21 protein-coding genes are annotated in these 26,249 nt (G+C 58.4%); 10 read left to right on the forward strand and 11 right to left on the reverse strand.

What is annotated here, in order from left to right:
* Window positions 1–4: 4 nt before the first annotated feature.
* Together K7H21_RS03245 and K7H21_RS03250 are read left to right on the forward strand one after the other, a co-directional pair.
* Window positions 5–1,492 carry a UxaA family hydrolase gene (locus tag K7H21_RS03245; RefSeq protein WP_004125490.1) on the forward strand — a complete coding sequence of 496 codons (1,488 nt, stop codon included), beginning with the start codon at window positions 5–7 and terminating at the stop codon, window positions 1,490–1,492.
* A gap of 194 nt (window positions 1,493–1,686) precedes the next feature.
* Window positions 1,687–2,241, forward strand: coding sequence for a YgjV family protein (locus K7H21_RS03250; protein ID WP_049112058.1), 555 nt, complete (start codon window positions 1,687–1,689; stop codon window positions 2,239–2,241).
* A gap of 18 nt (window positions 2,242–2,259) precedes the next feature.
* Here K7H21_RS03250 and sstT read toward each other — a convergent pair whose 3' ends face one another.
* The 6 genes from sstT to K7H21_RS03280 form a co-directional block, all read right to left on the reverse strand.
* Window positions 2,260–3,507, reverse strand: coding sequence for a serine/threonine transporter SstT (sstT, locus tag K7H21_RS03255; protein ID WP_004125486.1), 1,248 nt, complete (start codon window positions 3,505–3,507; stop codon window positions 2,260–2,262).
* Window positions 3,508–3,761: 254 nt separating this feature from the next.
* A complete protein-coding gene (locus K7H21_RS03260) occupies window positions 3,762–4,730 on the reverse strand; it encodes a TerC family protein (RefSeq protein ID WP_004125484.1) in 969 nt (322 codons plus the stop codon).
* Between the two features lie 250 nt (window positions 4,731–4,980).
* On the reverse strand, window positions 4,981–5,970 hold the full coding sequence (locus tag K7H21_RS03265) for a Gfo/Idh/MocA family protein (protein WP_049112061.1): 990 nt from the start codon (window positions 5,968–5,970) through the stop codon (window positions 4,981–4,983).
* 69 nt (window positions 5,971–6,039) lie between these two features.
* The gene (locus K7H21_RS03270; RefSeq protein WP_009651851.1) at window positions 6,040–6,543 is read right to left on the reverse strand and encodes a M48 metallopeptidase family protein; all 504 of its coding nucleotides are present in this window, start codon (window positions 6,541–6,543) and stop codon (window positions 6,040–6,042) included.
* Window positions 6,544–6,621: 78 nt separating this feature from the next.
* Entirely contained in the window at window positions 6,622–8,265 is a 1,644-nt protein-coding gene (locus K7H21_RS03275; protein WP_223035571.1) for a glycoside hydrolase family 43 protein, read from the reverse strand.
* Between the two features lie 128 nt (window positions 8,266–8,393).
* Window positions 8,394–9,260, reverse strand: coding sequence for an AraC family transcriptional regulator (locus K7H21_RS03280; RefSeq protein ID WP_087828347.1), 867 nt, complete (start codon window positions 9,258–9,260; stop codon window positions 8,394–8,396).
* 107 nt (window positions 9,261–9,367) lie between these two features.
* On the opposite strand from K7H21_RS03280, the gene K7H21_RS03285 reads away from it, so the two are divergent.
* Together K7H21_RS03285 and rlmG are read left to right on the forward strand one after the other, a co-directional pair.
* The gene (locus K7H21_RS03285) at window positions 9,368–10,711 is read left to right on the forward strand and encodes a glycoside-pentoside-hexuronide (GPH):cation symporter (protein WP_049112065.1); all 1,344 of its coding nucleotides are present in this window, start codon (window positions 9,368–9,370) and stop codon (window positions 10,709–10,711) included.
* 104 nt (window positions 10,712–10,815) lie between these two features.
* Window positions 10,816–11,946: a 23S rRNA (guanine(1835)-N(2))-methyltransferase RlmG gene (rlmG, locus tag K7H21_RS03290; protein ID WP_223035572.1), complete on the forward strand. Its 1,131-nt coding sequence runs from the start codon at window positions 10,816–10,818 to the stop codon at window positions 11,944–11,946.
* Between the two features lie 65 nt (window positions 11,947–12,011).
* Here the strand turns inward: rlmG and K7H21_RS03295 are convergent, their stop codons facing one another.
* The 3 genes from K7H21_RS03295 to lsrR form a co-directional block, all read right to left on the reverse strand.
* Window positions 12,012–14,033 carry an NADPH-dependent 2,4-dienoyl-CoA reductase gene (locus tag K7H21_RS03295; RefSeq protein WP_142468362.1) on the reverse strand — a complete coding sequence of 674 codons (2,022 nt, stop codon included), beginning with the start codon at window positions 14,031–14,033 and terminating at the stop codon, window positions 12,012–12,014.
* 157 nt (window positions 14,034–14,190) lie between these two features.
* Window positions 14,191–15,777 (reverse strand): autoinducer-2 kinase, encoded by a 1,587-nt coding sequence (gene lsrK / locus K7H21_RS03300; RefSeq protein ID WP_049123015.1) that lies wholly within the window; start codon window positions 15,775–15,777, stop codon window positions 14,191–14,193.
* A 37-nt stretch (window positions 15,778–15,814) separates the two neighbouring features.
* The gene (gene lsrR, locus K7H21_RS03305; protein ID WP_004125457.1) at window positions 15,815–16,786 is read right to left on the reverse strand and encodes a transcriptional regulator LsrR; all 972 of its coding nucleotides are present in this window, start codon (window positions 16,784–16,786) and stop codon (window positions 15,815–15,817) included.
* A gap of 219 nt (window positions 16,787–17,005) precedes the next feature.
* Between lsrR and lsrA the strand changes: the two genes are divergently transcribed.
* The 6 genes from lsrA to lsrG are packed head-to-tail and all read left to right on the forward strand — an operon-like array spanning window position 17,006 to window position 22,713.
* The gene (lsrA, locus tag K7H21_RS03310) at window positions 17,006–18,493 is read left to right on the forward strand and encodes an autoinducer 2 ABC transporter ATP-binding protein LsrA (RefSeq protein WP_223035876.1); all 1,488 of its coding nucleotides are present in this window, start codon (window positions 17,006–17,008) and stop codon (window positions 18,491–18,493) included.
* A complete protein-coding gene (lsrC, locus tag K7H21_RS03315) occupies window positions 18,490–19,524 on the forward strand; it encodes an autoinducer 2 ABC transporter permease LsrC (RefSeq protein ID WP_004125452.1) in 1,035 nt (344 codons plus the stop codon). The genes lsrA and lsrC overlap by 4 nt, the downstream gene beginning before the upstream one ends.
* Window positions 19,525–20,517, forward strand: a complete 993-nt coding sequence (gene lsrD / locus K7H21_RS03320; RefSeq protein ID WP_049113935.1) for an autoinducer 2 ABC transporter permease LsrD — start codon at window positions 19,525–19,527, stop codon at window positions 20,515–20,517. It abuts the gene before it with no gap.
* Window positions 20,518–20,519: 2 nt separating this feature from the next.
* A complete protein-coding gene (gene lsrB, locus K7H21_RS03325) occupies window positions 20,520–21,521 on the forward strand; it encodes an autoinducer 2 ABC transporter substrate-binding protein LsrB (protein ID WP_004125447.1) in 1,002 nt (333 codons plus the stop codon).
* Window positions 21,522–21,532: 11 nt separating this feature from the next.
* Entirely contained in the window at window positions 21,533–22,420 is an 888-nt protein-coding gene (lsrF, locus tag K7H21_RS03330) for a 3-hydroxy-5-phosphonooxypentane-2,4-dione thiolase (protein WP_004125444.1), read from the forward strand.
* Window positions 22,417–22,713, forward strand: a complete 297-nt coding sequence (gene lsrG, locus K7H21_RS03335) for a (4S)-4-hydroxy-5-phosphonooxypentane-2,3-dione isomerase (RefSeq protein ID WP_223035573.1) — start codon at window positions 22,417–22,419, stop codon at window positions 22,711–22,713. The genes lsrF and lsrG overlap by 4 nt, the downstream gene beginning before the upstream one ends.
* Before the next feature lie 102 nt (window positions 22,714–22,815).
* Here the strand turns inward: lsrG and ygjK are convergent, their stop codons facing one another.
* Window positions 22,816–25,167: an alpha-glucosidase gene (gene ygjK, locus K7H21_RS03340; RefSeq protein WP_049123016.1), complete on the reverse strand. Its 2,352-nt coding sequence runs from the start codon at window positions 25,165–25,167 to the stop codon at window positions 22,816–22,818.
* Between the two features lie 17 nt (window positions 25,168–25,184).
* A complete protein-coding gene (gene ygjJ / locus K7H21_RS03345) occupies window positions 25,185–26,243 on the reverse strand; it encodes a protein YgjJ (protein ID WP_049114633.1) in 1,059 nt (352 codons plus the stop codon).
* Window positions 26,244–26,249: the final 6 nt, after the last annotated feature.

Raw genomic sequence — 26,249 nt, forward strand, 5'->3', positions numbered from 1 at the left:
TGATATGCAATACATTAAAATCCATTCGCACGATAACGTCGCGGTAGCGTTGGCGGATATGGCGGCAGGCTCGGTAGTCACCATTGACGGCGATACGGTCACGTTGGCTCAGGATATTGCGCGCGGGCATAAGTTTACGCTGCGCGGGATTGCGAAGGGAGACAACGTCATTAAGTATGGTCTGCCGATAGGACATGCGCTGGCGGATATTGCGCCGGGGGAACATATTCACTCCCACAATACGCGTACTAACCTGAGCGATCTCGACGCGTATAGCTATCAACCGGATCTTAGCGAGCCCGCCGCGCAGCCGGCGGATCGCGACATCCAGATTTATCGTCGCGCTAACGGCGAAGTCGGGGTGCGCAACGAACTGTGGATCCTACCGACCGTCGGCTGCGTCAACGCCATGGCGCGCCAGATGCAGAACCGTTTTCTGAAGGAAACCAACGACGCGGAAGGTATCGACGGCGTTCACCTTTTCAGCCACACCTACGGCTGCTCGCAGCTCGGGGACGATCACATTAACACCCGCACTATGCTGCAAAACATGGTGCGTCACCCGAACGCCGGGGCGGTATTGGTGGTCGGTCTGGGCTGCGAAAACAATCAGGTTGACGCCTTCCGCGAAACGCTGGGTGAGTTCGACCCTGAGCGCGTTCACTTTATGGTCTGCCAGCACCAGGATGATGAAGTGGAAGCCGGGCTGGAGCATCTGCGTCAGCTATATGACGTCATGCGTCACGACAGGCGCGAGCCGGGTAAACTGAGCGAACTGAAGTTTGGCCTTGAGTGCGGCGGCTCTGACGGTTTGTCCGGCATTACCGCTAACCCGATGCTGGGTCGGTTCTCGGATTATCTGATTGCCAACGGCGGCACCACCGTCCTGACCGAAGTGCCGGAAATGTTCGGCGCCGAGCAGCTGCTGATGAGCCACTGTCGTGATGAAGAGACGTTTGGCAAGCTGGTGACGATGGTTAATGATTTCAAACAGTACTTTATCGCTCATGACCAGCCGATTTACGAGAATCCATCGCCGGGCAACAAGGCGGGCGGTATCACGACGCTGGAGGATAAGTCGCTGGGCTGCACGCAGAAAGCGGGCTCCAGCCAGGTGGTCGATGTCCTGCGCTACGGCGAGCGGCTAAAAGTGCACGGCCTGAACCTGCTGAGCGCCCCGGGCAACGACGCGGTAGCGACCAGCGCCCTGGCCGGCGCGGGCTGCCATATGGTGCTCTTCAGTACCGGGCGCGGCACGCCGTACGGCGGTTTCGTGCCGACGGTAAAAATTGCCACCAACAGCGAACTGGCGGCGAAGAAAAAGCACTGGATCGACTTCGATGCCGGTCAGCTGATTCACGGTAAAGCGATGCCGCAGCTGCTGGAGGAGTTTGTCGATACCATTGTGGCCTTTGCGAACGGTAAGCAGACCTGCAATGAGCGTAATGATTTCCGCGAGCTGGCTATTTTCAAAAGCGGCGTCACCCTTTAATTACTCGTCATCTTTCGCACCACCGCTGTGTTGGCAGCATTTATCCACCCCGGTCACTTACTTCAGTAAGCTCCCGGGGATGTCTAAACTTGCCGCCTTGCTGTGGCGCGAAATCTTTAGAGTAATAAAAGGGCGGTATTCCGGAAGCGGCGTTTCAGATAATGATGCGCCGTTTTGTTTTATAAGGACTTTTCATGACCGCGTATTGGCTTGCCCAGGGCGTCGGCGTTATCGCCTTTCTGATCGGGATTACGACCTTTTTCAACCGCGATGAGCGCCGCTTTAAGCTGCAGCTGGCCGTCTACAGCGCCACCATTGGCGTACATTTCTTTTTGATGGGCGCGTATCCGGCGGGCATGAGTGCTGAGCTCAATACCGTCCGAACCCTTATCTCTATGCATACCCGTAAGCTGTGGGTAATGACCGTGTTTATTGTCCTCACCCTGGTATTGGGGCTGGCAAAGCTGCAGCATGCTATGGAGCTGCTGCCAATTATTGGCACGCTGGCCAGCACCTGGGCGCTCTTTCGCTGCTCGGGGTTAACCGTCCGCTGCGTCATGTGGTGTTCGACCGCCTGCTGGGTTATCCACAACGCCTGGCTGGGTTCGATCGGCGGCACCCTGATTGAAGGCAGCTTCCTGCTAATGAATGGTATGAACATCATCCGTTTCCGGCGGATGCAAAAGCGCGGTATCGATCCGTTTAAAGCGGAAAAGGCGGTGCAGGAAGAGAACCCCTCCGCGCGTTAGCGGAGGGGAGGGGAGAGATTAACTGCGCAGGGCGTTTTTCGCCAGCTGATCGTCTTCAGCGATACAGGCGGCGGCGGTGAACAGCGCATCGGTCGAGGAGTTCAGCGCGGTTTCGCAGGAGTCCTGCAGAACGCCGATGATGAAGCCCACGGCGACCACCTGCATGGCGATATCGTTCGGGATACCAAACATATTACAGGCCAGCGGGATCAGCAGGAGCGACCCGCCCGCCACGCCGGAAGCGCCGCAGGCGCACAGCGAGGCGACCACGCTCAGCAGCAGCGCGGTCGGCAGATCGACCGGAACATTAAGCGTATGCACGGCGGCCAGGGTCAGAACCGTGATGGTAATCGCCGCGCCGGCCATGTTAATGGTCGCGCCCAGCGGAATAGAGACCGAATAGGTATCGCGATCCAGATTCAGCTTTTCGCACAGGGCCATATTCACCGGAATGTTGGCGGCGGAGCTGCGGGTAAAGAAGGCGTATACGCCGCTTTCGCGCAGGCAGGTCATCACCAGCGGATACGGGTTGCGGCGGATTTTCCAGAACACCAGAAGCGGGTTAATCACCAGCGCCACCAGCAGCATACAGCCAACCAGTACCAGCAGCAGCTGGGCGTAGCCCCACAGGGTTTCAAAACCGGTCGTCGCCAGCGTGGAGGCGACCAGGCCGAAGATACCCAGCGGCGCAAAGCGAATCACCACTTTAACAATAAAGGTTACCGCGTGGGACATGTCGTTAATCAGATTTTTGGTGGTTTCATTGCCGTGGCGCAGCGCGAACCCTAAACCGACGGCCCATACCAGAATCCCGATATAGTTGGCGTTCAGCAGCGCGTTAATGGGGTTAGAAACCATGCTCATCAGCAGCCCGCGCAGGACTTCGACGATACCCGACGGAGGGGTGATGCTCTCTGCCGCCGCGCTCAGGTGCAGCGTTGACGGAAAAAGGAAGCTAAACAGCACCGCGGTTAACGCGGCAGCAAAAGTCCCCAGTAGATAGAGGAACAGAATCGGGCGGATGCTGGTCTTTTGCCCCTGCTGATGGTTGGCGATGGAGGCCATGACCAGCATCAGCACCAGCACCGGCGCTACCGCTTTCAGCGCGCCGACGAACAGCGTACCCAGCAGTCCAACCGCCACGGCGGCCGGTTTTGAGACCGTCGCCAGCAGTACGCCGAGTACCAGACCAATTAAAATTTGTTTGACCAGACTGCCCTGAGCCAGTCGCCGTAGCAGGGTCGATCGGGGTGATGGGGTTGCCATAATTCATTCCTTCCAGTGATGTCGCTTTTCGTCCCGGCTACGTGTTATTTGTAACGTTTATGTCCGGATGTAAATAGATGTTTGCCTGGTTGAGTATACGGAAAGAACGCTGTTGTGGAAGGGTAAAATGCTGTTTATCGCGTTGGGATCTTATTTTTTAACTATGTATTAACTATTTTGTGACATGAGTAAGAATAATGCGCGGTGAACGTTGCCGACCGGGTGAAACGGGTCTTCACCCGGCCGTTTATTTCTTACTGCAGCTGTTTTTTCCGATCGTTCTGCTTATTGACCCAGGCGTTGATAAGCAGCGTCAATGTCAGAATACCACCGACCACGCCCAGCGAAATGCCGATGGGAATATGGTAAAAATCGACGATCAGCATTTTGATCCCGATAAACACCAGAATTACCGACAGGCCATACTTCAGCATGGAGAAGCGCTCCGCAACCCCAGCCAGCAGGAAATACATGGCGCGCAGGCCGAGAATCGCGAACAGGTTTGAGGTCAGCACGATAAACGGATCGGTGGTCACGGCGAAGATGGCGGGAATACTGTCGACGGCAAAGATAACGTCGCTCAGCTCAACCAGGATCAGCACCAGCAGCAGCGGCGTCGCGTAGAGCACGCCGTTTTGGCGGGTAAAGAAACGCTCACCCTCGATTTTATCCGTCATGCGCAGATGATTACGGATCCAGCGCACCAGCGGTTTATCGCCGATGCCGGAATCATCCTCTTTCGCCAGCGCCATCTTCACGCCGGTAAACAGCAGGAATGCGCCGAAGACGTAGAGCAGCCACTCAAACTGAGAAATCAGCCAGCTGCCGGCGAAGATCATGATTGTACGCAGTACGATCGCGCCCAGTACGCCATAGACCAGTACTCTGCGCTGTAGCGCAGGCGGAACGGCAAAGTAGCTGAACAGCATCAGCCAGACGAAGACGTTATCCACCGCCAGCGCTTTCTCGATCAGGTAGCCTGTGAGGAACGCCAGCGCTTGCGGGTCGGCCACGGCGCGACCTTCGGTCTGCACCAGGTACCACCAGAAAGCGGCGTTAAACAGCAGCGAGAGGGTAACCCAGAGAATGGACCAGCCAGCGGCCTGCTTCATGGTCATGCTATGCGCACCACGCCGTCCCTGCAGCAGCAGATCGATAGCCAGCATGATGACCACGACCACTGCGAATCCGCCCCATAACAACGGTGTGCCGACAGTATTCATTACGATATTCCTTACATAAAAACAAAACGGCTGACGTCGGAAGACGGCAGCCGCTGCGCTTTTATGCATAGACCTCGCCTTCCGGCAAGGTCTCACTTACAACAAGAATCTGTTGCCCGGCGACCGGATGCGGTTTTTCACGCATCGTAATGACGATCGGCCGGCAAGGAAGTTACTCCCCTTTGCGCGTAACAAAGTATTACAGGTTATAAATGGCGTCAATGGAGGTCGACGGACCATTTACACAGCTTTACGCCACCGATTGACTATCCGCCGGGAAGACCACGCCGGTCTGGCGACGAATTTCGCTCAGCAGCTTCGCCGTGATGCGGCTTACTTCCAGACCCGGATGAGCCACCTCGTTGGCTTCGACCAGACGAGCGAACTCCTCCGCTTCATACAGCATAGTATTGATATGCTGCGGCTGGGTGAGTTCCTGAGACTTGCCGCCCCGCGGCACGAAGCAGACTTTCTGACATTCGGAGATTTTTTCGATCACCAGCGCGCCGGCTTCGCCCTGAATTTCGCTCGGGATGGCCGAATCGCTTACCTTCGAGTGATGTAGGGTGACATCGAAATCTCCGTAGCTCAGAACAACCGTGCCCTGGCCGTCAACGCCGCTCTCCAGCAGGCTGGCGGTTGCGTGCACCGCGCGAGGCTCGCCCCACAGCGCCACCGCGGAGGCCAGGCAGTAAAAGCCGATGTCCATGATCGAGCCGTTAGAGAAGGCCGGATTGAAAGTATTGGGATTTTCGCCATCGAGATAGCGCTGATAGCGGGAAGAGTACTGGCAGTAATTAATAAAGGCTTTGCGCAGCTTGCCGATCTTGTCGAACGACTGTTTAAGCAGCAGGAAGTTTGGCAGGCTGGCGGTTTTGAACGCTTCGAAGAGGACCACATTATTTTCCCGCGCCGTTTTAATCGCGGCTTCGACTTCCTGCAGGTTCGAGGCCAGCGGTTTTTCGCAAATCACGTGCTTTTTATGGCGTAGAAACAGGCGGGTTTGCGGGAAGTGCAGCGAGTTTGGGCTGGCGATATAGACCGCGTCAACGTCAGGGCTTTGCGCTAAATCTTCCAGCGAAGTGAACAGATGTTCGACGGGATAGTCACTGGCGAAGGCCTGGGCTTGCTCAAGGCTGCGGGAGTAGATGGCGGTGAGTTTATATTTGCCGGTTTCATGGGCGGCATCGACAAACTGCTTGGTTATCCAGTTTGTGCCAACAACTGCGAAACGTATCATAAACGTTGACGAACTCCGTAAAAGGGACCTTTCGTCACTGTAGCACGCCATCATGACAAAACCAGTGCGCTATGGCGCAGAACGCTCTAACGAAAGCTGGGTCAGCCACAGGCGAGTATCAAACTCCAGCTGATGGTACTGCGGCTCCATATGGCAGCACAGCTGATAGAACGCTTTGTTGTGCTCTTTTTCCTTCAGGTGCGCCAGCTCGTGCACCACGATCATCCGCAAAAAATCCTCCGGTGCGTCGCGAAAGACGGTGGCGACGCGAATTTCGGCTTTGGCCTTCAGCTTGCCGCCCTGAACGCGGGAGATCGCGGTATGCAGGCCGAGCGCGTTGTTGAGGACGTGGATCTTGTTGTCGTACATCACCTTGTTAATGGGCGCCGCGCCGCGCAGATAGCGCGACTTTAGATCCTGGGTGTACTGGTACAGCGCTTTATCGTTGTTGATATCGTGACCCTGCGGATAGCGCTTTTTCAGCACCTCGCCGAGACGGTTCTGTTCGATTAACGTGGTGACCTGCGCCAGCAGGGATTCAGGGTAGCCCTGGAGATAGGTTAAAGTGCTCATGCAGCCTGTTTGGGTCATTCAGCGACAACTGCCGGGGATTCTAGCACCCCGCGCGGGCAGGATGCCAGAAAGGCGGCGTTACTCGATCATCGCGTCTTCTACCGCCCGGTAGCTAAAGAAGTCAAACAGCGCCTCTTTACGATGCAGCATGCTATCCACGCAGGCCATACCGACAAACGCGCCGGTAAACTCGCCGTAGCCGCTGTATTCATCGGAAAAGCGCGAGGTGTCGTAGACCGCGCCGATATTTTGATATTTCTCGCCATTGACGGACCACGAGCACTGTATCTCCCGGCCGTTAATCGCCATCGCCAGATAGACTTCTCCCTCCGCAAGGCGGATTTTCTGCGGGTCGTCGTGACGCTCGCCGTTATCCATATAAATGATGGCCAGCTGCGCTGCACCGGCGGCCTCATCCCAGGTTTTATGCAAAAACAGATAGTTCATGTTGTCGTAGTAGAGCGTCAGGCCGGCGCTGTGCTGATAAATCTCCGGGCTGAAATCCATCTTCGTAACGATAGTGGCGTATACCGAGGTGAGCTTTTTCGCCAGCAGGCTGACTTTATTGAGCGAGCTCAGCGACTCCTGACCGCGTAAGGCCAGGTAACCCGCCTTACGCTCAAGGCTGGTAAAGCGCTGAAAGCGGATCCGCGGCGCATAGAAGGCGTTATCCAGCGTCTGCCCATCAAAATCATCCCTGGCTGGTTTAGCCGGAAACGGCTGAGAAGGCAGATTCGACTCTTCCACCTGGTACTGAGCGAGGTTCCCCCCGGCCGCCAGCCGCAGCCAACCATCGTCGCTCCATACCATCTTTTGTATCGCCGTCTCGCGGCCTAGCGGGCAGCGCAGCTCCTTGCGGAAGGGTCTGCTGCAAAGATGGGTTAACCAGACTTCGCCCGTTGGGGTCTCGACGTAGCTGCCGTGCCCGGCTTTTTGCAGATAGGTTTGCGGATTGAAGTAGTGTGGTTTGAGATGGCCTGCGTCGTGGCGAGCGTTAAAGTTCTCCGGCCAGGAGGTGATTATGGGGTTTTGCGGATCGCCCTCATAGGGGCCGGCGACCTGCGTTGCGCGCGCCATGGTGACCGCATGGCCGTAGCCGGTACCGCCTTCGGCGACCATCAGGTAGTAATAGTCGCCGCGGCGCGTCAAATGCGGTGCTTCAATACAGCCGCGATCGGTACCACCGCGCCAGATCCGCTGCGGATAGCCGACAACGCTTCGCGTTTGCGGCGAATACTCCACCAGGCAAATGGCGCCCGGTTTTTCGTAACCTTCGCGGGTTTCCCACTCCAGGGAAACGATCCATTTTTTACCGTCGCTGTCGTGCAGGATAGAAGCATCGAATCCGGCAGAGTGGAGATAAACCGGCTCACTCCACGGGCCTGTGATTTCACTGGCAGTAATAAGATAGTTATCTACATCGAAATAACGTGAATTCATGGAATTCATCACACCATAAATAACGTAGAACAGCTTTTCCTCTTCACACCAGGTCAGGCTCGGGGCCCAAATGCCTTTGGCGGAGGGCAGCTTTTTTAAATCCGGATTATTATCATCGGTAAGAACGTGGGTGAGTAATTGCCAATGTTTGAGATCTCTCGAATGGTAAATCGGCAGGGCGGGAAACCATTCAAAGGAAGATACAGCCACATAATAATCATCGCCGCGCCGACAGATACTGGGGTCAGGATTAAAACCTTTAAAAACAGGATTCTGAATCATCGTATTTACCCTTAATGCGCAAAATATAGCGATGATTGTAAATAGGCGAAGGCGACGGGGATATATAGACTCTGGCTATTTATATAATAAACGTCTACTTATCTGGTGATACGGCTCACAAAAACGCGTTATTTCTCCGCCCGACGCCCTACGGCATCGGTGCTTCTGACTTTGTGACGGAAGGCCAGCGGGGTGTCGTTCATCATCTCCTTAAACTTGAGGCAGAAGTAGGCGCTGTCGGTGAAGCCGGCGCTTTGCGAGATATCGCTAATCTTCAGGTCGGTGTTGGTCAGTAGATTGATAGCGATATTCAGTTTGCGCAGCAGCATAAATTTTTTGAAGCTGATGCCGAAGGCGGATTTAAAGGTGCGGGAAAACCAGGATTTCGACCACCGGCAGCGGCGGGCGGCTTCTTCGGTTGTCATCTCAAAATTTTCATTCTCATCAATAGATTGCAGCAGTTCGATCAGCTCGCTCAGATAGCGGTGGTTGGTGCGTTCAGTAATGGGGACGGAATCTTTCAGGCTATTAAAGGCGTGCAGCAGCACGGTCTGCATCAGGGAGCGAAACAGCGAATCGGTAAAGTCGCTGAACTCGCCGCACCAGCTCAGCAGCAGCTCCAGGCGCTCGGCTTCCTCGCCGGAAAGGTAAGCGACCGCGCCGCAGTGGGCGGCGGGGAGCGACAGGTCGTATCCCTCGAGCCACTCTTTTTCGAATTGCATAAGATAACGCTTGTGGCTGGCAGCGGCCGGGAGCGTCATTTCATGGATCAATAAGGCGGGGACGAAAATCAGGGTATTGTTTTTTATCGTAAATTTCTCATCGCCAATCGAATAGCTGCCCTCCGACTCTCTGAACCACATCAGTTCGTCCATCATATGAAAATGAGGGACTACGCTTATGCCGTTGAAATTATTAATGTTATCTACCCGCAGGGTAAATAGCTCGCCGGCGCCCACGGGGATCTTTTCGAAAACGGGAGATTCGTCACTCATCGGGTACACTCTTCTTATATTTAACAGGATGATTTATACATAATTGGTAAGCCCTAAGCAATAACGTACAGAGGACAAATATTAACGATCTTTCTGGCGGAGGCGCGATGAACACTGCCCGTATCAGTATTAAAGAAAAATTTAGCTATGGGTTAGGGGATACCGGTTGTAATTTAGTCTGGCAGACGGTCATGCTGTTTATGGCCTGGTTTTATACCGACGTATTTGGTTTAAATCCGGCGCATATGGGAACCATGTTTCTCGCGGTAAGGGTATTAGACGCGGTGACCGATGTATTAATGGGGGCGGTGGCGGATCGTACCCGGACTAAATATGGGCAATTCCGCCCTTATATTTTATGGTTCGCGATTCCTTTTGGCGTACTTTGCTGCTTAACATTTTATACGCCGGATTTCGGTTATACTGGCAAGCTGATTTACGCCTATGTTTCTTATACCTTATTATCACTGGTCTATACGGCGATTAACGTTCCGTATTGCGCGATGATCAATAATATCTCTAACGATTCCCGCGAGCGCGTTTCGCTTCAGTCCTGGCGCTTTGCGCTCAGTACGCTCGGTGGTCTGATTGTCTCGCTGACCGCGCTGCCGCTGGTGGCCTGGCTGGGTCAGGGTAACGTGCAAAACGGCTATTTTTACACCATGATTGTGATGGGGTGCCTGAGCATCATCCTGTTCTTTATCTGCTTCGGCTTGACGAAAGAGCGCTACACCACGGATATCGCGGTCAACAACCAAAGCAGCATTCTTGACGATCTGAAAACTCTGCTCGCCAATAAGGACTGGCGCATTCTCTTCGCGCTCAACGTTGTTAACCTGATTGCGGTGCTGTTTAAAGGCGGGACCACGCTCTATTACGTCAACAACATTATGGGGCGGGCGGATCTGGGCAGCCTGCTGCTGACCACCACCCTGGCCTCCGGCGTGCTGGGTGCGATGCTCTCCCCGTTTATCTTTAAAAATATTGATAAAGTGAAAGGGTTTAAAATCTCGATGTCCATCGAGGCGGTGCTGCTGATAGGCATGTACTTCGTCCCGGCGGGGAACGTGGCCGCTATCTTTGCGCTGGTAATTATCATCAATATTATTCAGCTGGCCGCCACGCCGCTGCAGTGGAGCATGCTGTCCGATATTATCGATGCGGAAGAGAAACGCAGCGGCAAAAAACTCAGCGGGATCGTTTTTTCAACAAACCTGTTTGCCATCAAGCTGGGGATCGCCATCGGCGGCGCGCTGGTGGGCTATATGCTGGCATGGGGCGACTACGTTGGCGGCGCAGCGCAGCAAACCGACTCCGCGCTGCAGATGATCAAGCTGCTGTTCACCGTCTTCCCCGGGGTACTGGTGGCGCTGCTGATTGTTATCATGAGCAAGTACAGTCTGGACGATAAACGCCTGTCGCGCCTGGCGCAGGACGACCTCCCGGCGTAACGAGCTATCGCCCGGCAGAAGGAGATAATCGGCGCATCTCTATTCTACTGGGCGAAGTTTGCGTATAAACTCGCGGGTTTTAGAGTTCCGGAGGCACAAAGGCGATGAGCCAGGTAGAGTTAAACGGTGAGTTATTCACATTAGAGCGGTTCCCGCCAAATGCTGAAGAGGAAGCGCTTCAGGCGTGGGAAGCGGCGGATGAATATCTGCTGCAACAGGTGAATGATGTCGACGGCCTGACGCTCATTTTCAATGACAGCTTCGGCGCGCTGGGCTGCGCGCTCGCGGAACGCAATCCGGTCAGCATCAACGATTCCTACGTATCTGAGCTGGCGACCCGCTACAACCTGCGGATGAACGGCATTGATGAAGAGAGCGTACGTTTTCAGGATCCCCTGAGCGAACTGCCCGCAGCTCCGAAACTGGTGCTAATTAAAGTACCAAAACAGCTGGCGCTGCTGGAGCAGCAGCTGCGCGCGCTGCGCGCGGTTGTCACGCCGGAAACCCGCATTATTGCAGCCGCCAAAGCGCGGGATGTGCATAATTCCACCCTGGCGCTGTTTGAGAAGATCCTCGGCACCACCACCACATCGCTGGCATGGAAAAAGGCGCGGCTGATTTTCTGTACCTTTACCGCGCCTGAGGTGGCCGATGCGCCGCAGACCCATAGCTGGCAGCTGGACGGTACGCCGTGGACGATCCACAACCACGCCAACGTGTTCGCCCGCAGCGGCCTGGATATTGGCGCGCGCTTCTTCCTGGAACATCTGCCGGCAAATATCGAAGGCGAGATCGCCGATCTCGGCTGCGGCAACGGCGTGATTGGCCTGAAAGCGCTGGCCTTAAACCCGGACGCCCGGGTGATGTTCACCGATGAGTCCTATATGGCGGTGGCCTCCAGCCGGCTGAACGTTGAAACCAACCTGCCGGATGACATCGAGCGCTGCGAGTTTGTGGTGAATAACGCGTTGTCTGATATTGAGCCGGACCGTTTCGCCGCCATCCTCTGTAACCCGCCGTTCCATCAGCAGCATGCGATCACCGATCATATTGCCTGGCAGATGTTTAACGATGCCCGCCGCAGCCTGAAGTACGGTGGCGAGCTGTACGTTGTCGGCAACCGCCACCTTGATTATTTCCGCAAGCTGAAGCGCGCGTTCGGTAACTGCACGACGATCGCCACCAATAATAAATTTGTGGTGTTGAAAGCGACAAAGGTGCGCAAGCAGCGCTAAGCCTTATCGGCTTCCCCGGCTTGCGGCTGACGCCTTAGCCGGGCTACCGGTCGGGTCTTCTTTCCCTAAATTGATAGCGCCAGCCTGGTGCCCTGAGCGATTGCCCGCCGGGCGTCCAGCTCCAGCGCCACATCGCAGCCGCCAATCAAATGCGCCGGTTTACCCGCCGTCCGAAGCGGATCGGCCAGCTCGCGGCGGGGATCCTGACCGGCGCAGATAATCACATGATCGACGTTAAGCACCTGAGATTCGCCGCCGATCGTCACATGTAAGCCGGCATCATCGATCCGTTGATAGCTGACGCCGGGGATCATTTTGACGCCGCGGGCCAGCAGGGTAGCACGATGGATCCAGCCGGTGGTTTTCCCCAGCCCGTCGCCGGGCTTGCTGGTTTTGCGCTGCAGCATCACGATCTGGCGCGGGCTTTTAGCCAGCTGCATCCCTTCCGGGCGTAATCCGCCCGCGCTCTGCAGGCTGGTATCGATCCCCCATTCTGCACAGAACTCGCCGATATTCTGGCTGGTGGCGATGCCAGACTGGCTAAGGTACATGGCGGTATCGAAGCCGATCCCGCCGCAGCCGATAATCGCCACCTTCTCGCCGACCGGCGCTTTATCGCGCAGGACATTGAGATAGCTCAGCACCTTGGGATGATCGATCCCCACGATATCCGGCATCCGCGGGGCGATCCCGGTAGCGAGGATAACCTCATCAAATGCCAGCAGATCGTCCGCTGTCACCAGAGTTTCAAGCCGCAGCGCGACGCCGGTAAGATCCAGCATTCGACGGTAATAGCGCAGGGTTTCATAGAACTCCTCTTTGCCGGGGATCTGTTTGGCGATATTAAACTGGCCGCCAATCTCGCGGTGACCATCAAACAGGGTAACCTGATGTCCGCGCGAGGCGGCGTTAACGGCAAAGGCCAGCCCGGCAGGGCCGGCGCCGACCACAGCCAGCCGCTTCGGCGTCGCCACGGGCACTATAGGCATCAGGGTTTCATGGCAGGCGCGCGGGTTGACCAGACACGAGGTGACTTTGCCGGCGAAGATCCGATCGAGGCAGGCCTGGTTGCAGCCAATACAGGTATTGATCTCCTCCGCTCGTCCGCTCTGCGCTTTAGAGAGAAATTCGCTATCGGCGAGAAAAGGGCGAGCCATCGAGACCATGTCAGCGTCTCCGCGGGTCAGGATCGCTTCCGCCACGTCGGGATCGTTAATCCGGTTGGTGGTGACCAGCGGGATCGACACCGCGCCCTTCAGCTTGCGGGTGACCCAGCTAAACGCGCCGCGCGGTACCGGGGTGGCGATGGTGGGAATGCGTGCCTCGTGCCAGCCAATACCGGTATTGATAATCGTGGCCCCCGCGGCCTCAATCGCTTTCGCCAGCGCGGTGACCTCCGCCAGGGTGCTGCCGCCGCTGACCAGGTCGAGCATCGACAGGCGGTAGACAATAATAAAATCGCTGCCCGCGCGCTCCCGCACGGCTCTGACCACCTCGACGGCAAAACGCATACGTCGGGCGTAGTCGCCACCCCACTGGTCGTCGCGCAGGTTGGTGCGCGCCGCAAGGAATTCGTTAATCAGGTAGCCTTCCGAACCCATCACTTCGACGCCGTCGTACCCGGCTTCCCGCGCCAGCTGGGCGCAGCGGGCAAAATCATCGATCAGCTGCAGGATCTCTTCGTGGCTCAGCGCGTGAGGCATAAAGGGGTTGATCGGCGCCTGCAGCGCGGAAGGGGCCACCAGCTTCGGCTGGTAGCTGTAGCGCCCGGTATGCAGGATCTGCAGGGCGATTTTGCCGCCCTCCTCGTGTACCGCATCGGTGATATGGCGATGATGAGAGAGATGGCTGGCGTTGTTAAGCACCGCGCCGCCCGTCATGGTGACGCCGGAAGGGGCGGGGGCAATTCCGCCAGTGACGATCAGCGCCACCCCGTGGCGGGCGCGCTCGGCGTAAAAAGCCGCCAGCCGCTGCGCGCCGTCCGGCAGCTCCTCCAGGCCAGTATGCATCGAGCCCATCAACACGCGGTTTTTGAGCGTTGTGAACCCCAGGTCAAGCGGGGCGAAAAGCGACGGGTAGCGGCTCATAATCTCTTCCAGTGTAAAATTATTGTTATGTGGTCGGATGAGTTACTAATTTAGCCGTCGCGGGCGAAAAGGGAAAAGGGGAGTGCGGCGATTGTGATGGGATTCAAAGAACGGTGAAGAGTTCCTCCTCCCTCGGTGGGGAGGAGAAGAAGAGGGGCTATGGCGTTACGCGTTGGCGATGCGCCAGACCCGGCGCCTGCCACATTGAGGTTGTCAACCCGCTATCCACCAGACCGAGCTGCTCGGCGTACACCGACTGCCATTTGGCCATCATCTCCTGATACAGCTCGCGGTGCGCCGGATTGGGCGTAAATTCCCGATGCCAGTTCACCAGCTTCTCGCCGGTCGCCGCCATATCGCTGTATAGCCCGGCGCCAGCACCGGCGGCGATCGCACAGCCCAGCGCCGTCGCCTCGCGGACCTCCGGCACCCGTACCGGCAGGCCGGTAACATCGCTGAGGATCTGGCTCCACAGCGCGCCTTTTGAGCCTCCGCCCGCAAAGACCAGGCCGTCAAACTTCACGCCGGAAAACTGCGAAATTTGCGCCAGGTTACAGGCGGAAACAATCGCCGCGTTCTCTTCCAGCGCGCGGAAAAGGGTGGCTTTATTGCATTTTTCCGGGTCGATGGAGAGGTTAATAAACGACGGCGCGGCGTGGTACCACTGCTTAAAGTGCATGGCGTCAGAGAAGATCGGCATCACCCCGTGAGAACCCGCCGGCACGCGGCTGGCCATCTCTTCCAGCAGGCTGTAGGCGTCGACGCCGAGGCGTTCGGCAATCAGCTTCTCTTCCGCGCAGAAGGCATCGCGGAACCAGCGCATGGTCAGGCCGGTGAAGAAGCTGATGGACTCCGCCTGCGCCATACCGGGAATGACGTGCGGGTTAACGCGAATATTCATCTCCGGATCGGTGCGCACTTCCGGCAGGTTCACCACCTGCTGCCAGAAGGTGCCGCCGAGCACCGCGGTCTGCCCGGCGCGCACCACGCCTAGCCCGAGGCAGCCGAGCTGGACGTCACCGCCACCCATCACCACCGGCGTGCCGGCGCGCAGCCCGCTTTGCGCCGCCGCCGCGTCGGTTACTGCCCCCAGCACGCTGCCGGTCTCTTTTACCGGCGAAAGAATGTCGGCCCGCAGTCCGGCCATATCCAGCAGCGCCGGCCGCCAGTCGCGGCTGAACAGATCGAGCATGCCGGTGGTCCCGGCGTTAGAGGGGTCGACCGCCAGCTCGCCGGAAAGCTTCGCCGCCAGCCAGTCGCTGATCATGGTGATGGTCGCCGCGCTGCGGTAAATATCCGGGCGATGATGGGCCAGCCACAGCAGGCGCGGCATGGCGCTTAGCGCCAGGGTCTGCCCCGACACGCCGTACACTTCCGATTCAAAATGGTTGTCGTGGATCTCTTTGAGCTCCGCCACCTCCCGGCTGGCGCGGGCGTCAACGTTGGCGCAGGCCCAGATGGCCTCGCCGTTGCGGTCGTAAAGCACGATGCCTTCACGCATCGAGCAGCAGGCGACGGACTGAATATCCCCCGCAGAGAGATGGGCGGCGGCCAGCGCCTGGCGGATACACTGGCAGGCCAGCTGCCAGTTGGTGCCAAGGTCGAACTCCATCGAGCCGGGGACATTGTCCACGCTCAGGTGTTTCCATTCGGCCTGGCCGACCGCAATCTGGCGGCCGTTGAGATCGAAAATTACCGCCCTAATGCTGCCGGTCCCGGCATCTAACGCTAACAGGTAACTCATGACATGCGCCTCGCTCGTGTTGCGCGGCGCAGAGCCGTTATGAGGCCAGCGTGAGCACCGCGCGTGCTGTTGTCTCTTCCGTTACCAGGCCATTAATCCGCTTGCCGATAAGGGCCGCGTAAATCGCCTGCGCTTTTTCTGTGCCCCCGGCGACGCCAACGATGGTCGGCAGCTGCGCCAGCTCATCAAGGGTGACCCCGAGCAGTTCCCGATGGATCTCCAGCCCTTCAACCGGTTTACCGTCGGCCTGCAGGAAATAACCTAAAATGTCGCCCACCGCGCCTTTGCGGGCGTACATCAGCTGCTCGCCCTCGCTGATATAGCCGGAGCGCAGGATGGTGGCGTCGCGGCGCTGATCGATGGCGCCGATGCCCACCACCGCCGCATCCGCCGCCGTGGCGGCGAGGATCACGTCGCGAACGCTCGATTCCCGGCGCAGGATCTCCGCCACATCGGCCGATGATACCCTCAGCGGCGCGGGGATCATGCTGACGCTACAGGCGGCGTCAAGCTGGCCAATACCGGTCATATACGGGCCCACGCCGCCGGAAAGCGTCACCAGCCGAATCTGCTGGGAGCCGATAAACCCGCTCAGGTGCTGCAGGCAGCTCATGGTCGCTTCGCCAAAGCCCACCGCCAGCAGTTGTCCCGGCTCCAGCACGCCCATTAACGATTGCGCCGCGCCAATCCCCAGGCGGGTGTTCATCGGGGGCGTATTCAGCGCCGGCAGCACGCGGGCGATTTTCAGGCCAAAGCGCTGCTGAAGTTCGGTTTCCAGCGCCAGGCAGCCTTCATAGCGCGAATTAATCTGGACGCGGATCACCCCCGACTGGCGGCCCTTCTCCAGCAGGCGGGAGATCTTTAACCGCGGCAGTCCTAAACGCTCGCCGATGTCGTTCTGCGTCAGGCCGTCGTGGTAGTAACACCACGCCACCCGAGCCACCAGCTCCTCCTCGGCTAACGCCAGCCCGGCGTAGCGGCTCTCTTCCGTAATGCGTTTTTCGCTCATAAAGTGAACTCTTATAAAAATTTAGATCATATGTTCGTTATTGCGCGGTCGGAAAATGTGAGCCGACTGGCAAAACCGATCTTTCATTGTTCGCTGGTTTTATTCAAACGATCTAAAGCATAAAACTGTGATCGTTGCACGGTTGTAAATATAGTTCACCGTCTACGCTTTTGAACATTATTAATTTAAAAAATCTTTTGTTCAAAACGAGGCGCGATGATGAAGCCACTGCTTAAAGCTCGCCAAATCTGCAAACAGTTCTCCGGCGTCACCGTGCTGAAGCAGATTGATTTCACGCTGCTTTCCGGCCAGGTACACGCGCTGATGGGCGGCAACGGCGCCGGGAAATCGACGCTGATGAAGATTATCGCCGGCGTGGAAACGCCCGACAGCGGTGAGCTAATCCTCGGCGAACGCGCGTTTGCGCGCCTCACTCCCGCCCAGGCCCATCAGCAGGGTGTGTATCTGGTGCCGCAGGAACCGATGTTATTCCCCAATCTGACGGTGCGGGAAAATATTCTTTTTCGTCTGCCGAAGCGGGCCGATAACGAGACCCGCCTGTGGGAAAAGCTTCAGCAGCTTAACTGCCAGCTTAACCTTGAGGCGGCGGCCAGCACTCTGGAAGTCGCCGATCAACAAATGGTGGAGATCCTGCGCGGGTTGATGCGCGACGCGCAGATCTTGATCCTCGATGAGCCCACGGCCTCATTAACCCCGGGGGAAACCGAACGTCTGTTCCGTCAGATCCGCTCTTTACAGGCGCTCGGCGTCGGGATCGTGTTTATCTCGCACAAACTGCCGGAGATCCGCCAGGTCGCCAGCCACGTCTCGGTAATGCGCGATGGCGCGGTGGTGCTGAGCGGAGAGACAGCGCAGTACGGCGACAATCAGCTGATCGGCGCGATGACGCCCGTCAGCCGCGATCGCGCGCTGAGCGACACGCAAAAGCTGTGGCTGGCGTTGCCGGGTAATCGCCGCACTCAGGCGCAGGATTTCCCGGTGCTGCGGGTGGAGGATCTCACCGGGGAGGGATTTATCGATCTCAGCCTCGAGATCCGCGCCGGAGAGATCGTCGGCCTCGCCGGGCTGGTCGGCTCCGGGCGCACCGAATTCGCCGAAACGCTCTACGGTCTCAGGCCAGCGCGCGCCGGGCGGGTGTGGCTGGAGAACCGCGATATCAGCCTCGACAATACACGCGCCAGGCTGGCCAGCGGACTGGTCTATTTGCCGGAGGATCGGCAGGTTTCCGGGCTGTTTCTCGATGCGCCGGTGCGCTGGAACACGGTGATGTTTAACCAGCCATCGCTGTGGCAGCAGAACAGGCGCGAAGCGGCGGTGGTTGAGCGCTATCACCGGGCGTTGGGGATCAAAATGGCCGATGGCGATCGCCCGGTGCGTACGCTCTCCGGCGGCAATCAGCAGAAAGTGCTGCTGGCGCGCTGCCTGGAAGCTAACCCGCTGCTGCTGATCGTTGATGAGCCAACGCGCGGCGTCGACGTTTCCGCCCGCGCTGATATCTATCAGCTGCTGAAAAGCGTCGCCGCGCAAAACGTGGCGGTGCTGATGATCTCCAGCGATCTCGACGAGTTCGTCGGCCTGGCCGACCGGGTACTGGTGATGCATCAGGGCAGGCAGAGCGGCGAGCTGGCGCAGCAAGCGGTCAGCGTTGACCGGATGATGACCCTGGCCTTCGGAGGGCAGGCATGAAAACGTTACTGAAAAATCGCGAACTGAGCGCCTTTCTCGCCATCGTGGTGCTGTTTGCCGGGCTGGTGGCGCTCAACCCGGCCTATTTCAGCTTACAGACCTTGGGCATGATCTTCGCCAGTTCGCAGATCCTCTGCCTGCTGGCGCTGGGGGCAACCCTGGTGATGCTGACCCGCAATATTGACGTTTCGGTGGGGTCCACCGTCGGCCTGAGCGCTATCGCGGTGGGGGTGGCGCTGAATAGCGGCTATGGCCTGATGACCGCTATCGCCTTCGCGCTGGCGATCGGCGCGCTGGCCGGCGCCTTTAACGGTCTTCTGGTGGTGGGGCTGCGGATACCGGCGATTGTCGCCACCCTCGGCACTCTCGGGCTTTATCGCGGAGTGATGCTGCTGTGGACCGGCGGCAAGTGGATTGAAGGCTTGCCGAACAGCCTGAAGGCGCTGTCGGAACCGGCGTTCATCGGCATTTCGCCGCTGGGCTGGCTGGTGCTGGCGCTGCTGCTGGCGGGCGGCTGGATACTGTCGCGCACCGCCTTTGGTCGCGATTTTTACGCCGTTGGCGATAACCTCGCCGCGGCCCGCCAGCTCGGGGTGGCGGTGAACCGCACGCGGATGCTGGCATTCACCCTTAACGGTATGCTGGCGGCCTGTGCCGGGATTGTGTTCGCCGCGCAGATTGGCTTTGTGCCCAATCAGACCGGCAGCGGCCTGGAGATGAAGGCCATCGCCGCCTGCGTGCTCGGCGGGATCTCGCTGCTTGGCGGTACCGGCACGCTGCTCGGCGCTTTTCTCGGCGCCTTCTTCCTCACCCAAATCGATACCGTGCTGGTGCTGTTCCGTCTCCCGGCGTGGTGGAACGACTTCATCGCCGGCCTGGTCCTGCTCGGCGTACTGGTGCTCGACGGGCGTCTGCGTCAGGCGCTGGCCCGCCATCAGCGGGCGCTGAAGTACAGCCGCTTTCAGCCCGGCAACAAAGGGGGCAAGCGCGTGGCCCCGTTTCCCCAACGCAAAAACAAAGAGGTGGCGTAAATGAAGCTCAACTGGGAAAGCGCGCTGCTGGCGTTACTTGTGCTGGAGATCCTGCTGTTTGGCGCCCTGAATCCGCGCATGCTGGATCTCAATATGCTGCTGTTCAGCACCAGCGATTTTATCTGCATTGGCATCGTGGCGCTGCCGCTGACGCTGGTGATCATCAGCGGCGGGATTGATATTTCGCTCGGTTCCACTATCGGCCTGTGCGCCATCGCGCTGGGGGTGATGATGCAGGCGGGCTGGCCAATGAGCCTCGCGATCCCCCTGACGCTGCTGCTCGGCCTGTTGTGCGGGCTGCTGAACGCGGCGCTGATTCACTACACCGGCATTAGCCCGCTGGTGATTACCCTTGGCACCTTGTACCTCTACGGCGGCGGCGCGCTGCTGCTGTCGGGCATGGCCGGGGCGACCGGCTACGAAGGCATCGGCGGATTCCCGGATAGCTTTACCGCCTTCGCCAATTTGACCCTGTTCGGCCTGCCGATACCGCTGGTGCTGTTCGCCGTTATCACTTTTTTCTTCTGGCTGCTGGCCCACCGCGGGCGCTTTGGGCGGCACCTTTTTCTGCTTGGCCAGAACCCGCGCGCCGCGCGCTACGCCGCGCTTTCCGTTAACGGGATGCCCTACGCGCTGTATGGCCTGGTGGGCGTGGCGTCGGCAGTGGCGGCGCTGGTGATGGTCTCCTATTTCGGCTCGGCGCGCTCGGACTTAGGCCGCGACCTGCTGATGCCCGCGCTGACCGCCGCGGTACTCGGCGGGGCCAATATCTACGGTGGTTCCGGCTCGATCATCGGCACGGCGCTGGCCGCGCTGCTGGTGGGCTATTTACAACAAGGTTTGCAAATGGTCGGCATCCCCAACCAGGTGTCGAGCGCGCTGTCAGGGGCGCTGTTGGTTGTGGTGGTGATGGGGCGTTCGCTGAGTCTGCACCGTGAATGGGTGCGGATGAGCTGGCGGCGTCTTTTCTCGCGTAAAACAATCGGAGCATAAAAATGAAAACAAAACTGATCGTGCTGGCAATGGCGCTGGGTATGGCATCGGCCCAGGCGGCTGACCGCATCGCCTTTATTCCTAAGCTGGTCGGCGTCGGTTTCTTTACCAGCGGCGGCAACGGCGCGAAAGAGGCGGGCAAAGCGCTCGGCGTGGACGTCACCTACGACGGCCCGACCGAACCAAGCGTTTCCGGCCAGGTACAGCTGATCAACAACTTCGTCAACCAGGGCTACAACGCGATTATCGTCTCCGCCGTATCGCCGGACGGCCTGTGCCCGGCGCTGAAGCGGGCGATGCAGCGCGGGGTCAAGGTCCTGACCTGGGACTCCGATACCAAACCGGAGTGCCGCAGCATCTATATCAATCAGGGGACGCCGCAGCAGCTCGGCGGTCTGCTGGTGGAGATGGCGGAAAAGCAGGTGACGAAGCCTACCGCCAAAGTGGCGTTTTTCTACTCCAGCCCGACGGTGACCGACCAGAACCAGTGGGTAAAAGAGGCGAAGGCCAAAATCGAAAAAGCGCATCCGCAGTGGGAAGTGGTGACCACCCAGTTTGGCTATAACGACGCCACTAAATCGCTGCAAACCGCCGAGGGGATCTTAAAAGCGTACCCGGATCTCGACGCCATTATCGCTCCGGATGCCAACGCGCTACCGGCGGCCGCCCAGGCGGCAGAGAACCTCAAGCGCCAGGGCGTGGCGATTGTCGGCTTTAGTACCCCGAACGTGATGCGCCCCTACGTGGAGCGCGGCACGGTAAAAGCCTTCGGTCTGTGGGACGTGGTGCAGCAGGGTAAGATCGCGGTTAACGTCGCCGATCGTCTGCTGAAAAAGGGCGATCTGAACGTCGGCGACAGCGTCGATGTGAAAGATCTTGGCGCCCTGAAAGTCGAGCCCAACAGCGTGCAGGGCTACCAGTATGAAGCGAAAGGCAACGGCATCGTGCTGCTGCCGGAGCGGGTGGTGTTCACCAAAGAGAATATCAATAACTACGATTTCTGATGGAGGATGAGATGGCTGATTTAGACGATATCAAAGAGGGAAAAAACTTCGGCTTAGACCGTCCGCAGCAGAACACGCTCTACACGCTGAAGGGCTGCGGTTCGCTGGAGTGGGGGATGCAGTCGCGGCTGGCGCGTATCTTCAACCCGCAGAGCAACCGTACGGTGATGCTGGCGTTCGACCACGGCTATTTTCAGGGGCCGACTACCGGGCTGGAGCGGATCGATCTCTCTATCGCGCCGCTGTTTGAGGAGACCGACGTGCTGATGTGTACCCGCGGCGTGCTGCGTAGTCAGGTGCCGGCGGCGACCAACAAACCGGTGGTGCTGCGCGCTTCCGGCGGCAACTCGATCCTCAGCGAACTTTCCAACGAGTGCGTGGCGGTGGCGATGGAGGACGCGCTGCGCCTGAACGTCTGCGCGGTGGCGGCGCAGGTCTATATCGGCAGCGAACATGAGCATCAGTCGATCAACAACATCATCAAGCTGGTGGACGCTGGCAACCGCTACGGTATGCCGGTGCTGGCGGTAACTGGGGTGGGCAAAGAGATGACCCGCGACGCCCGCTACTTTTCGCTGGCCAGCCGCATTGCCGCTGAAATGGGGGCGCAGTTCGTGAAAACCTACTTTGTTGAGGAAGGCTTTGAGAAAGTCACCGCCAGCTGCCCGGTGCCGATCGTCATCGCCGGGGGCAAAAAGCTGCCGGAGCAGGAGGCGCTGGAGATGTGCTGGCGGGCGATCGACCAGGGGGCTTCCGGCGTGGATATGGGGCGGAATATCTTCCAGTCCAGCGCGCCGCGCGCGATGCTCAAGGCGGTGAAAAAAGTGGTGCATGAGAACTTAAGCGCCCGTGAGGCTTATCAGTTCTGGCAGGAGGAAAAACAGGGAGAGCTGCAATGAACGTAACGCTGGTGGAAATCAATATCAAACCGGAACGGGTCGACGAGTTTCTTGAGGTGTTCCGCGCCAACCACGAAGGGGCGCTGCAGGAGCCGGGCAATCTTCGCTTTGATGTCCTGCAGGACCCGGAGGTGAAGACGCGCTTTTTTATCTATGAAGCCTATAAAGATGATGAAGCGGTGCTGGCGCACAAGAAAACCCCGCACTATCTGGCCTGCGTGGCGAAGCTGGAGGAGCTAATGTCGCAGCCGCGGAAGAGGCGCAGCTTTATCGGCCTGCTGCCGGAGGCGTAAGACGAGTCCTCACCCACGGGAAGAGGGGAAAAAGAGGAGCCATCTGTTAAATAGGGGGTTGGACAGTTCCCTCTCCCTGTGGGAGAGGGTGAGGGCAATATCCTATGGCTTACGGAAAAACTCGTTATACAGCATGTACAGATGCGCCGCGCTCCAGGAGAAGTTCGGCGCGCCCTGCTGAGCGCCGGTGAGCGGATTGTAGTTCTCCTGAATCGGGCCATCGGAGGTTAGACCCCGGGCGTGCCTGAAGAAGGCGTCCGCCAGCTGCAGCGCCTCTTCGCGGTGGCCGTAGCGCTCCATCCCTTTCAGACCGAACCAGAACTGGTCCACCCACACGCGGCCGCGCCAGTAAATATCCGCGCCAAACGCCGGATTCGTTAATGCGGCGGTACCCAGCGGTACGAAAGTGTTGAACTCTTTGGCGTCCAGCATCACCGAAATGACGTCATCGGCATGCGCCTGAGTGGCCGCGCCGTTGAACAGCGGCGACCAGCCCTCCGGCCCTTTGCCGCGCTCGACGATCGGCCTACCGGCACAGCCGTTTGCCAGCGGCTGCGCTTCAATGCGAATGTCATAATAGAATTTGCTCTGCGGGTCGAACATGCAGGTGTTGATATAGTCGGCGAGCTTTTGCGCCAGCGCCCGGTAGCGTTTTGCCTCCTCCGGCTTGCCGAGAAGGGTCGCCATTTCCGCCAGATAGTGGTTGTCGCTGTACATGTAGCTGGCCTGATCGACCGACTCCTGCAACAGCGAATAGCCGAGCAGGCTGCCGTTCTTACCCCGGTTTTCAGCAAATTTCACCGCCCAGTCGCTACGCTTACCGCCGCCGGCGATGTACTTATCCAGCTGATCTTTATCGATAAAGCCGAAAACAGCCGCGTCATCGCGCCCCGACTCCCAGGAGGCGGCCACCTGCGCCGGGATCTCCAGACTGTCGTAATCGCCTTTCGCCGTCACCTGCTCGTAGGTTTTCAGGCCGGAAAGCGTCCATTCTTTATCGCCCTTTTTCACGGTAAACAGCATCGCGCCGTCGGCGGTGTTGTGCGCTTTATCGCGGGTCGCGCCGTACTCAGGCACGCCGTTGCCGTTGTGGTCGCGGTTGCGCAGCCACCAGCCATGGTAGGCCACCAGCTTCGGATACATCTCCGCCAGCCAGGCTTTATCTTTGGTGACGTTATAGACTTCCATCACCGACCAGGCCGCCAGGCTCGGTTTGGTATTTCGCTCGTTCCAGTTGCTGCCGTCGCCGCCGCGCTCCGGGCTCAGGTTCCAGGCGATCAGATCCGGAATGAACCCGGCATCCTGTGGACGCACTTTATCGTCGGCGGCAATTTGCCAGGAGAAGACGGCGCGGATGTTCTCTTTCGCGATCTCCGGGTTGAAGTGGGCCATAGCGTAGGCCTGCTTCCAGGTATCCCACGGCCAGGTCTGGTTGCCGGAGAACCAGCGCCCGGTTACCGATGGCGTGACGGTGTTGTGCTTAACGGCGCCGCCCGGCGCGCGCCAGTTGCCGTTAAGGGTTTCGATCGCTTTCACCGCCACCCGGGTTTGTTGCTCAGTGGCGTCAGGGTTAGTCAGCCCCTTTTGCAGATAGCCGTTCCAGCGCGCCTCGGAAGCGCGCAGATAGTGCGCCGGTCGCGCCAGAATATCGCGGATTTGCGCTTTCTCGAGACGAACCTGCTCGGCGTTCAGCAGGTGCGAGTAGGTGGTATAAAGCGTGGTCGAGCCGTTGATGTGCGCGCTGCTGGTAAATCGATGGCCGTCGATTTGGGTGACCGTCGGCAGGGAGCGATGGATCTGATACTGCGATTCGCCGGAGGTCATTAAATCCGATGCTGAGCGGACTTTGCCGAAGCTGACGGTCAGACCGTCGTGGGTCGCGCTCAGGCGGCGCTGATAGTCCGGGAAAGCCTGGTCGATGGTTTGCGTTGACTGCGGTTTCCCCTCTTTGGCGGAGAGCTTCTCCAGCAGCTCGCCGTCCCAGACCAGCTTAAGCGGACCGCTGCTGGTGATTTTAGTCTCCAGTAAAGAGGTGTGGGCGCTGGCAAAGCGCAGGGTCATCTCGACCCGTACGCCGGGCGCGGAGAGCGTTTGCGCCAGCGCCCCGGGCAGGCTCCAGGCCTGCAGGGTGAAGGCGACTTTTTTGCCGTTCTGGTACACCGTCAGGCGATCGAAATGGGTCGCCATAAAGTTGATGTACTCCTCGGTGAGCAGGGCGGGCCCCGGAAAGCTGCCCATGGTGGCCGGACCGTCCGGCAGCAGATGCCCATGCCATGCGCCCAAATCAAAAAACGGGTTGAAGCGCTGGTGATCATCGTAATCAAAATCCTGCATCGCCTGCGGCGCGCCGCTGCGGTTGATAACATTTTTAAAGTCATCCGCAGTGAGCGCGTGGGCGGAAAAGCTTAGCAGCAGGGCGCAGGCCAGCGGCGTCAGAGTGGTGATGATTTTCACGGTATTGATATCCCTTTTTACCAGTAGAAATATTGCATCAGGAAAACCTGATCGCTCGGGTCGCCGGAGGCGTTTTTCATGTAGAAGCGGCTGTCCGCAGCGGTGGCAAAACGTCCGCCTCCGTACTCGTACCAGACGCCGAACTGCATAAACGAGGTGGTTTCCTCGGCAGCGCGATCCGGGCGGTGTTTGGCGTAGCTATAGGCGGTGGAGAGATACACGCCCTTGAGCGCTTCATACATGGCGCTGGCCATAAAGCCGGTTTCCGTTCCCGGCACGTCTTTTCCCCTGGCGCGCCCGGTATGGTGCCAGGCGCGGGCGGCGAGGTTGGGAGTGAGAATACCGGTTAAAAACAGCTGTCCGGTACCATCGGTCACCTCCAGACCGTTCATCCAGGTGACCTCTTTGGCGATATCGTACTGGACGTAGCCGTTAACCATCGCTGGGTAGGTATATTTATCGTCGTAGCGGTCGTATTTGCCGAAGTGGAGCCACGCTTTGCTTTCATCGTGGTGCCCGGACGGCGTGGCGGTCACGCTATAGCGAAAATCTCCCGCCAGGTTCTGCACCTTGAGTGCGTACATAATGTCGCGGGTATTGGGGATCACGTAGCCGAGATCGGGCGTGAAATCGCCCCACCACTGCAGATCGTCGAGCGAGGAGTCCTGGCGCAGGCTGAGCATAATTTCGGTGCTGCTCTCGGTTTTATATCCCCCGTAGAGGCGGTTTATTCCGCCTTCAAATCCACCCCAGCCGTGGTCCGGTACCCAGGCATTACCCTGACGATCGGCCTGAACCGTCCAACCTTCGCCATAAATTAAGCCAAACCAGCTGCCGTGCTTTATTTCCAGCCCGCCTTCAATATAAGTGCCATCGCTATATTTATGTTTATCCTCGCCTTCTAAATCCATATATCCGCCGACCCCCAATTCACCGTAAAAACGGTATGAAGTGGCGCTCAATTCAGGCGTTTTCATGTCATCATGTTCCGCCGGGTGAGCAACATCGGCCGCTACGGCAGGTGTGCAGAAGGCCAGGGCGGCAAGCGCCCCGTAAATCGAATTATTATTTTTCATCGTGTT

The organism is Klebsiella sp. CTHL.F3a, assembly GCF_019890895.1.
Taxonomy (GTDB): Bacteria; Pseudomonadota; Gammaproteobacteria; order Enterobacterales; family Enterobacteriaceae; genus Klebsiella; species Klebsiella grimontii.